This window comes from Pseudomonas baetica (assembly GCF_051216495.1).
Lineage (GTDB): Bacteria > Pseudomonadota > Gammaproteobacteria > Pseudomonadales > Pseudomonadaceae > Aquipseudomonas > Aquipseudomonas baetica_B.
In genome coordinates this window covers 1-8,524 of record NZ_JBPKAM010000161.1, presented here as the reverse complement: position 1 = coordinate 8,524, position 8,524 = coordinate 1, and the positions used below count along the sequence as shown (strand labels likewise).

At 59.7% G+C, this 8,524-nt stretch carries 8 protein-coding genes and 1 pseudogene; 4 read left to right on the top strand and 5 right to left on the bottom strand.

Going from position 1 to position 8,524, the window contains the following annotated elements:
* Positions 1–69: 69 nt before the first annotated feature.
* Together ACSFE6_RS29725 and ACSFE6_RS29720 are read right to left on the bottom strand one after the other, a co-directional pair.
* Positions 70–1,353 (bottom strand): arsenic transporter, encoded by a 1,284-nt coding sequence (locus ACSFE6_RS29725; RefSeq protein WP_435430945.1) that lies wholly within the window; start codon positions 1,351–1,353, stop codon positions 70–72.
* Between the two features lie 70 nt (positions 1,354–1,423).
* Entirely contained in the window at positions 1,424–2,527 is a 1,104-nt protein-coding gene (locus ACSFE6_RS29720) for a DUF2855 family protein (protein WP_435430944.1), read from the bottom strand.
* A 55-nt stretch (positions 2,528–2,582) separates the two neighbouring features.
* Here ACSFE6_RS29720 and ACSFE6_RS29715 point away from each other — a divergent pair, with 55 nt between their 5' ends.
* On the top strand, positions 2,583–3,233 hold the full coding sequence (locus tag ACSFE6_RS29715) for a TetR/AcrR family transcriptional regulator (RefSeq protein ID WP_435430943.1): 651 nt from the start codon (positions 2,583–2,585) through the stop codon (positions 3,231–3,233).
* A 103-nt stretch (positions 3,234–3,336) separates the two neighbouring features.
* On the opposite strand, the gene ACSFE6_RS29710 is transcribed toward ACSFE6_RS29715, so the two are convergent.
* Positions 3,337–3,897, bottom strand: a complete 561-nt coding sequence (locus ACSFE6_RS29710) for an NADPH-dependent FMN reductase (RefSeq protein ID WP_435430942.1) — start codon at positions 3,895–3,897, stop codon at positions 3,337–3,339.
* A 182-nt stretch (positions 3,898–4,079) separates the two neighbouring features.
* On the opposite strand from ACSFE6_RS29710, the gene ACSFE6_RS29705 reads away from it, so the two are divergent.
* Entirely contained in the window at positions 4,080–4,304 is a 225-nt protein-coding gene (locus ACSFE6_RS29705) for a hypothetical protein (protein WP_435430941.1), read from the top strand.
* Positions 4,305–4,505: 201 nt separating this feature from the next.
* On the top strand, positions 4,506–5,399 hold the full coding sequence (locus ACSFE6_RS29700; RefSeq protein ID WP_435430940.1) for a LysR substrate-binding domain-containing protein: 894 nt from the start codon (positions 4,506–4,508) through the stop codon (positions 5,397–5,399).
* On the opposite strand, the gene ACSFE6_RS29695 is transcribed toward ACSFE6_RS29700, so the two are convergent.
* Positions 5,365–5,979: a GNAT family N-acetyltransferase gene (locus ACSFE6_RS29695; RefSeq protein ID WP_435430939.1), complete on the bottom strand. Its 615-nt coding sequence runs from the start codon at positions 5,977–5,979 to the stop codon at positions 5,365–5,367. The two genes, ACSFE6_RS29700 and ACSFE6_RS29695, sit on opposite strands and share 35 nt — an antisense overlap.
* Before the next feature lie 14 nt (positions 5,980–5,993).
* A complete protein-coding gene (locus tag ACSFE6_RS29690) occupies positions 5,994–8,249 on the bottom strand; it encodes an Orn/Lys/Arg decarboxylase N-terminal domain-containing protein (protein ID WP_435430938.1) in 2,256 nt (751 codons plus the stop codon).
* 201 nt (positions 8,250–8,450) lie between these two features.
* Here ACSFE6_RS29690 and ACSFE6_RS29685 point away from each other — a divergent pair.
* Positions 8,451–8,524: pseudogene (locus tag ACSFE6_RS29685) on the top strand (GFA family protein); the annotation flags it as partial.

Sequence of the window (8,524 nt, the reverse complement as noted above, 5' to 3'; positions counted from 1 at the left end):
GGCTCGCTCCCACGCTTGGAATGCGCTCCCCTGTGGGAGCGAGCCTGCTCGCGAAGGGGGCGACCCGGTTTAGATGGACAACCTCAAGGCCAAAGCCGCCAACGTCACCAGCAACACCGGCACCGTCAAAACAATCCCCACCTTGAAGTAATACCCCCAACCGATCCGGATACTTTTGCGCTCCAGCACATGCAACCACAACAGCGTCGCCAGGCTGCCGATCGGGGTGATTTTCGGGCCCAGGTCGCTGCCGATGACGTTGGCATAGATCATCGCCTCCTTCACCACGCCCGACGCCTGACTGGCATCGATGGACAACAGGCCGATCAACACCGTCGGCAAATTGTTCATGATCGATGACAACAGCGCAGTCAGCATCCCGGTGCCCATGGCAGCGCCCCACACGCCAAACCCGGCAAAGCCATTGAGCCACTGCGCCAGAAACCCGGTGAGCCCGGCGTTACGCAGGCCGTAAACCACCAGGTACATGCCCAGCGAGAAAATCACGATCTGCCACGGGGCTTCCTTCATGACTTTACGCGTGGAAATCCTGTGGCCTCGGGCCGCGATGGCCAGCAGCAACGCCGCGCAGATCGCCGAGATCGCGCTGATCGGAATGCCCAGCGGTTCCAGGGCAAAACAGCCGAGCAACAGAATCGCCAACACCGCCCAACCGGCATAGAACGTGGCGTTGTCATGAATGGCGGACGCTGGGTGCTCCAGTTGCTCCGGGTCATAATCCCGGGGTATGTCACGACGGAAAAACCACATCAACATCGCCAGTGTCGCGGCAACGCTCACCAGGTTGACCGGAATCATCACCGCCGCATAGCGGTTGAAACCGATATCGAAGAAGTCTGCCGAAACGATGTTCACCAGGTTCGACACCACCAGCGGCAGGCTCGCCGTGTCGGCGATGAAGCCGGCCCCCATGACGAACGCCAGGGTCGCCGCAGGCGAGAAACGCAACGCCAGGAGCATCGAGATCACGATGGGCGTGAGTATCAGCGCCGCCCCGTCGTTGGCGAACAGCGCCGAAACCAGCGCCCCGAGCAGCACCATGTAAGCGAACAGCTTGCGCCCGCTGCCCCGCCCCCAGCGGGCGACGTGCAACGCGGCCCAGGCGAACAGCCCGGCCTCGTCCAGCAACAGGCTGATGATGATCAGCGCGATAAACGTGCCGGTGGCGTTCCAGATGATCTGCCACACCACCGGGATGTCACCCAGGTGCACCACACCGAAAATCAGCGCCAGCACTGCGCCCAATACCGCACTCCAGCCGACGCCGAGGCCTTTGGGTTGCCAGATCACAAGCGTGATGGTCAACAGGAAAATCAATGACGCTACAAGCATCCAGGGCTGCCTTGGAACAATTGAGCTAAGGGGATGACAGGCCAGCCCTGAGCCTCGCAGCATCGACCCGTCACAACCGGATCACATGCCCCTCCAATGGCGCGACCTGTCCGTGAAACAGACGGGAAATAACGGCTTGCGCCGCTTCATAGCCCCGGCTTTCTATCACTTGGAGCAAGGGCTTTTCAACCGCCGTTACTTTCTGGAAAAACTGCAGCAATCCCTCACCGATGTGCTGGCTGACGCCTTCCGGCCCCCAATCGGCGTTGCGCTTGCGAATCTGGACGGGCGCAAAAAAGAACACCGGCGGCGGCCCCTCGCTCGCTGTCAACCGGGCCTCGTGGGTGTTCTGCGCAGATCCCGCAAAACAACTGTAAATCAACTGTCCGGCAAAATGCCGGTGCACCCGATCCCGCAGCTCCAGGTCGCCGGAAAAGTCGACATAGAGTGTCGGACGGTCATTGGCCAGGCCGACCAGTTCCTCGTAGGACACCGTACGTTCGTAACAATCGAGCTGCTCGACAAAGGCTTTGTTGCCGGAGGACGTCAGCGCCACCCTTTCCAGCGCAGGATGACTACCCAGGCACACGGCGGTGCCATAAGCGGTTTTGCTCGAAGCGCTGGAGAACACCACGCGAGTCGCACCGAAGAACCGTTTGTCCTGCAGGAAATCGGCGAGCATTGAAGAGGTCAGGAACAGCGGCTTGAGCAAAATCTGCAGATTTTCGGTATCCGGGCTGTAGTACCCGTCCCAACTGCATCGGGTGTACTGGTTATAGGCCGAGGTCAATCCGATTCGATGCTCGGCGCCGTCGTAAAAACCCCGCTCAGTGACCCGCTCCGGACGCATCCAGAGATGGCTGGCAATCGGGAAATACCCGTAAAAACGCTCGCCAACCTTGATGCCGGGAACATCCGAGGCCACCACATCGGCAAAACCCCAGGCTGGCACATGGCCCCAATCCGCCAGCCCTGTAGGAAAGAACCCCCAGTAGTTCATCGAATTGCCGTAAGCGGCATAGGTGATGTTGTTGGTCGTCAGCGCACAACGATCGATTTTTACAATCACCTCTCCCGCCGCCGGTTCCAGGCTGCGCTCTTGCTGCTCGACGCGGCTCTGGTCCAGGGCGTTTTTACGGGTAATCAGCCGTGTTACCGTGCTCAAACTTTGCATCCTTCAATCTCCTGCTGCGACAGCGTGGCGGGTAGCACCAGAATAGTGGCCGCCGATGAAGAATGGGTTCGGAAACAGCAAGGGCCAGTTGCCCGCGTTCAATCCCCGCGCAAAACCGCTGAAACGGCCGAGTCAGGCCCGAGCGATCTTCACAGTCGAAGCGATTTACCAGGCGTTTGTTCGGATTTGGCAACGCGATGGCTGGTCGGGCCTGACCACCCGCGAGGTGGCGCTGGAAGCAGGCGTTGCCATTGGCACCTTGTACGACTACTTCCCGAGCAAGGAGGCCCTGCTGTCCGGGTACATCCGACACCGTCTGGATGCCTTGGTAAAGGACATCGATGAAGGCGTCGTACAAGCCAATGATCTGGACTGGCCAACCAGAATCAAACGTCTCGTGCGCCTGACCTGCGACCCCGACGATGCCCGCCAGCCCCTGTTCAACCACGCCGTACTACTGATCGAGCACCAGATCGCCGAACCCAAACATCATCGAAGAGTGTTTGACGAACTGACGCAAAAATGGCGCGAAGCCTTTGCAGCCTGTAGCGATCTGCCTGTGCAGCCCTCGCCGGCAACCATCGACGCCTGGGTAATCATGGCCTGGGGAGGTCGCCGATATTGCGTCACCGCACAACCAACGGCGACGCAAACCGCCGCCTGGTTGTCGGAAATGGAGACGATGATCTGCAGCCGACTCCTGTAGGAGCGAGCTCGCTCGCGATGGTCGTAAACGATTACGCGTATTGCCTGATTAAACGCGGCGCTCTCAGGTTCTTCGCGAGCGAGCTCGCTCCTACAATGGTTTGTCAGGCTTTCTTGTGCTGCTCGACCCACTTTCCGTAGGAATCGATGAATTTCTGCAGAAACGGCTTGACCGATTCGGACAGCTTGCCAGCCTCGTCAAACAACGATGCAGCGCCGCCCACGTAGGCCTCCGGCTGCTGCATCATCGGTACGTCGAGAAACACCATGGACTGGCGCAGGTTGTGATTGGCACCAAATCCACCGACCGCACCCGGCGACACACTGATCACCGCGCCCGGCTTGCCGCTCCAGACACTCTTGCCATACGGTCGCGAGCCAACGTCGATGGCGTTCTTCATGGGTGCCGGCACCGAACGATTGTATTCCGGGGTGACGAACAGCACCGCGTCGGATGAACGCACTTGTTCTCGAAAAGTCCTGTAGGCTGCCGGCGGTGAATCGCCGTCTATGTCTTCGTTGTAGAGCGGCAGATCGCCGATTTCGATGATAGTCAGTTTGAGGTTGGCCGGCGCCAGCTCCGCCAGCGCGAGGGCAACCTTGCGATTGATCGATGCTTTGCGCAGGCTGCCGACCACTACGGCGACGGAATAGACATTGCTCATGGAAGACTCTCGACTGTCCGTGGGAGGAGCCTGTAGTTATAGATGAAGTTTCGACGATTCAACCAGTGAACGTAGGTATATCCGAGTCCTGAATATTTTTTTCCTGTAGGAAAACTTACCGCGCTCGATGACTGTCTACACAGCCGCAAATCAAGTGTTTTATCTCCAGAGGTTCTAAGCAGATGGCAGCAGTACTTGTCGGTCAGTTCCATGCAAGAGACGCGGAAGGCCGCATTTATTCCGTGCATGAGTTTCAGGAATCCAACCCGTCTGCCGACGGCGCACCTGTTACCACTTACAAACTGGCCCATGGCGACCGCGTCAAAAAGCTCGCCGAGAACGAGTTTCAGCTGGTACAGACGGGCGTTACCCTGACTCGCGAGCCGGAATCCGTCGCCGTTTCATAATGGCTGCCCCCTGTAGGAGCGAGCTCGCTCGCGATGAACGCCTACGATGTCGCGCGCTGCCTGGAAGAACGCGTTGTCCAAGCGTTTTTCGCGAGCAAGCTCGCTCCTACAGATCTGGCGATTTGAGCGGAAGTCTTATGCGTGGACTTGGGTTAGGATTCGGGCACTGACTCCCTCACCTGCTGAACATGGACTTCACGCATGCGTTTACGCCATATCGAAGTGATCCAGGCACTCCTGCAGACCGGTCACCTGGGCACCGCCGCCGAATGGCTGCAGTTGCCGGCGACCGAGGTCGAGCGTGTATTGCGCGAAGCCGAGGATCAGTTGGGTTTCATGCTGTTCGCCAGCGTGCGTGGGCGCTTGCAGGCCACGCGTGAGGCGCGGGAACTGCAGGTTGAAATTGCCCACGTCTACGATGCGCTCGAACCGGTTCAGCGCCTGGCCAACAGTTTGCGGCAATACCTGGCCCCGCCGCTGCGCATCATCTGCACCCCGCCCCTGGCCCAGCAACTTCTGCCACAAAGCATCGCGGCCCTGCGCCGACGCCTGCCTGACGCACCCTGCACGCTCTTGAGCCAGCCCACCCGTGACATCGTCAAGAGCCTGTTGCTGCGTGAGAGCGACCTGGGCCTGAGCCTGCATGACCCGGATCGCGCCGAAATTCATTGCCAAGTCATTGCCCAAGGCAAACTGCAACTGCTCGCCCCCCACGGCTGGCTGCAACCGAAACAAAAGTACATCTCGCTACAGGATCTGGCTGGTCAAGCGATGGTCGGCCTTGAAGGGCACGATCCACTCAGCCCCGCCCTGGAAAACAAACTGCACGGCCTGCGCCCGGCACCGGTGATTCAGACCCGGGTCCAGACCCATCAGATGATGCGCAGCATGGTCGAGGCCGGCGAAGGTCTGGCCATCGTCGACCCCTTCACGGCGCTCGGTGCAAAATCCACCGGGCTCGATGCCTGTCCGTTGGCACCGGCCGTACCGGTCAGTGTCTACGCCCTGACCCTGAAAAACGGTGAACCCACTCCCGCCGTCCAGACCCTGCTGGGGATCATTACGGAACAAGCCGCGGTGATGCTGGGGAACTGATCGGATTTTCCAGCGGATTATCGAACACTCGATACCAGAACAGCGCCACCTCGGCGGTATTGGGATCGATACCCCGATAGCGCAGGTGATCGACGCCGCCCAACACATAGCCACAACGTTCGTACAAGCGGCACGCGCCCAGGTTGTTGTTCTGGGTTTCCAGCATGATGCCCGGCAATTTTTTCTTGCGACTCCAAAACTGCGCCACATCCAGCAACGCCTTGGCCACGCCGTGGCGCCGTGCCGGGGCATGCACCGCCAGTTCGTCGATATGGGCGAAACCGTTCCAATTGGTACTGATCACCAGGTGCCCCACCGGCTGATCGTCCAGCCAGGCCATGAAAATTGCACTGTCGACGGCATCGCGAAAACTGCTGAACTCTTCGGGATCGATGCCATAGCATTTTCGGTAAGGCGTGATCGGCGTGACGTGCCACTGCTCCATAGGCTGGCCGACTTGCGGCGCACCGTAGGCAGCCACTTCAAAACTGAAATCACTGCCCCAGATATAGGCGGCAAAACCTTCGTCAGCCACACGCACCGACAACCCCGGATGAATCGGATTCATGACAGGTTGCATACTCGGATAGGTCCTCATTCCTTGATGCAATCGACGGTGTAATGCCGTCCATTGCCCTCGTCTTCGTGTTGCAAACCGTGCACATCGGCGACGAACCCCGGAAAACTGCTGTCGAACGTGCGAGCAAATGCCAGGTAGTCGATAATCGAGCGGGTCGCTTCGGTAAAACGTTCGCCAGGCATGATCAACGGAATGCCTGGCGGATACGGCACCAGCATCACCGCAGCGATACGCCCGTCCAGCGCATCGATCGACACCGCTTCGACTTCACCACGCACCAGATGATCATAAGCATCCGCGGGTTTCATCGCGATCTCCGGCAGTACCGTGTACATGCGCTTGAGGTGTTTGGCTGTGGCATTACTGCGATAGCAGGCGTGCAATTGGTCGCACAGGTCGCGCAAACCCATGCCCTGATAGCGTCCGACATTCTCTTGCGCCACGCATGGCAGGCAGGTTGCCAGACTGACGTTGGCGTCGTAACTGCGCTTGAACTCCAGCAGTTCGGTGAGCAACGTGCTCCATTTGCCCTTGGTGATGCCCATGGAGAACAGCACCAGGAACGAATACAGCCCGGTCTTTTCCACCACCAGCCCGCGCTCCCAGAGGAACTTGCTGACGACGGCCGCAGGAATCCCCCGTTCGCTGAGGGCGCCACCCGCGGTCAGTCCCGGCATTACCAGGGTGACCTTGATCGGATCGAGCAATACGTAATCGTCGGTGATGTCGCCAAAGCCGTGCCAATCATGCGCGGGTTGCAGCAACCAATGCTCGGTCTCGACCCGCTCGATACCTTCCACCGACGGCGGTTGCCAGATGGAAAACCACCAGTCGTCGGCAGCGATATGCTGGCGCAAATTGGCCAGCGCCCGACGGAAACTCAAGGCCTCGTCGAACATTTCCTGCAACAGCGAACGCCCGGCCCCGCCTTCCATCATGGCTGACGCGACATCCAGCGAAGCGATGATGCCGTACTGCGGCGAGGTGGAGATATGCATCATGAACGCTTCATTGAAGCGATCACGATCGAGCTGCCGGGCGCCTCCATCCTGCACATGGATCATCGACGCCTGACTGAACGCCGCCAACAGCTTGTGGGTGGAATGGGTGGTGAACACCAGCGGGCTGTCGTCGCTACGGGACGTGCCCATGCCGTATCGCCCGGCGAAAAACTCATGGAACGCCGCGTAGGCATACCAGGCCTCATCGAAATGCAGCACCTCGACACTATTACCCAGTTGTTGCTTGATCAGTTCAGCGTTGTAGCAGAGGCCGTCATAAGTCGAATTGGTCACCACCGCCAGTTTGACCCTGGGCGCTCGACCTTGGGTCAACGGGCTGGCGGCGATCTTGGCCTGAATCGATTCGGGGCTGAACTCGCTCAGGGGAATCGGCCCGATGATCCCCAGTTCATTGCGCTCGGGGCACAGGTACAGCGGAATGGCGCCGGTCATGATGATCGAATGCAACACCGACTTGTGGCAATTGCGGTCCACCAGCACCAGGTCGTCGCGGGCGACCATGGAGTGCCAGACAATCTTGTTGGCGGTCGAAGTGCCATTGATCACGAAAAAGGTGTGATCGGCGCCAAAATTGCGGGCCGCCCGGGCCTCGGCCTCTGCCAGCGGCCCGGTGTGATCCAGCAGCGAACCCAATTCCGGCACCGATACCGACAAATCCGAACGCAGGGTATTTTCCCCGAAGAACTGGTGAAAGGCCTGGCCCACCGGACTTTTGTGGTATGCCACACCCCCACCATGACCGGGGGTATGCCAGGAATAGTTGGAATCGGCGGTGTGTTGCACCAATGCCTTGAAGAACGGCGGCAGCAAACCGTCCAGGTACTTGCGGGCCGCCCGCGCCACTTGCCGCGCAAGAAATGGCACCGTGTCTTCGAACAGGTACAGGATTCCGCGCAGCTGATTCAGCTCAGCCATGGCATCGGCTGGCGCGTTTTCCAGGGTCACTTGCTCACCCAAGGCGAAGATCGGCAAATCAGGCGCACGCACTCGCGCCAACCTGATCAGCTCGGCCATATTCTGTAACAAATGGGCATCGGTGCTGGCGTCTTCCGCCGCGATCAACATGCACGAGAGGCCGTGATGAGTCGAAGCAACCAGGCGCCCTTCGGTGTAATCCATCGCCGAGACGATGCTGAAACCTTCCTGCTCCAGCTCCCGGGCGATGCCACGCACGCGATCGCCGGCAACGGTATCGGCCTTGATGTCGCGATGGACGATCAGCACCGGGAATTTAAGATCTTTGTACATGAGACTCAGTGTCCTGAGGCGGCAGGCCAGAGCCTGCCAATCACCTCAGGGTAGAGGGTTGGAGCGGTTGTGGCGAGTGGGATGCACTGAATTGGGTCAGACGCTATTCTCATTTGTGGGAGCAGGGGGGGGGGGGGGGGGGGGGGGGGGGGGGGGGGGGGGGGGGGGGGGAGGGGGGAGGGGGGGGGAGGGGGGGGGGGGGTGAAAATAGAAGGTGAAACAAGGGACTACGCAGGGCGGTTCTTCTGTCACCGCTGCGGGTCGTACGTTTTCGG

Excerpts from the sequence above, each read along its gene's own strand:
- ACSFE6_RS29725 (WP_435430945.1), bottom strand. The coding sequence starts at position 1,353 with ATGCTTGTAGCGTCATTGATTTTCCTGTTGACCATCACGCTTGTGATC.
- ACSFE6_RS29720 (WP_435430944.1), bottom strand. The coding sequence starts at position 2,527 with ATGCAAAGTTTGAGCACGGTAACACGGCTGATTACCCGTAAAAACGCC.
- ACSFE6_RS29715 (WP_435430943.1), top strand. The coding sequence starts at position 2,583 with ATGAAGAATGGGTTCGGAAACAGCAAGGGCCAGTTGCCCGCGTTCAAT.
- ACSFE6_RS29710 (WP_435430942.1), bottom strand. The coding sequence starts at position 3,897 with ATGAGCAATGTCTATTCCGTCGCCGTAGTGGTCGGCAGCCTGCGCAAA.
- ACSFE6_RS29705 (WP_435430941.1), top strand. The coding sequence starts at position 4,080 with ATGGCAGCAGTACTTGTCGGTCAGTTCCATGCAAGAGACGCGGAAGGC.
- ACSFE6_RS29700 (WP_435430940.1), top strand. The coding sequence starts at position 4,506 with ATGCGTTTACGCCATATCGAAGTGATCCAGGCACTCCTGCAGACCGGT.
- ACSFE6_RS29695 (WP_435430939.1), bottom strand. The coding sequence starts at position 5,979 with ATGCAACCTGTCATGAATCCGATTCATCCGGGGTTGTCGGTGCGTGTG.
- ACSFE6_RS29690 (WP_435430938.1), bottom strand. The coding sequence starts at position 8,249 with ATGTACAAAGATCTTAAATTCCCGGTGCTGATCGTCCATCGCGACATC.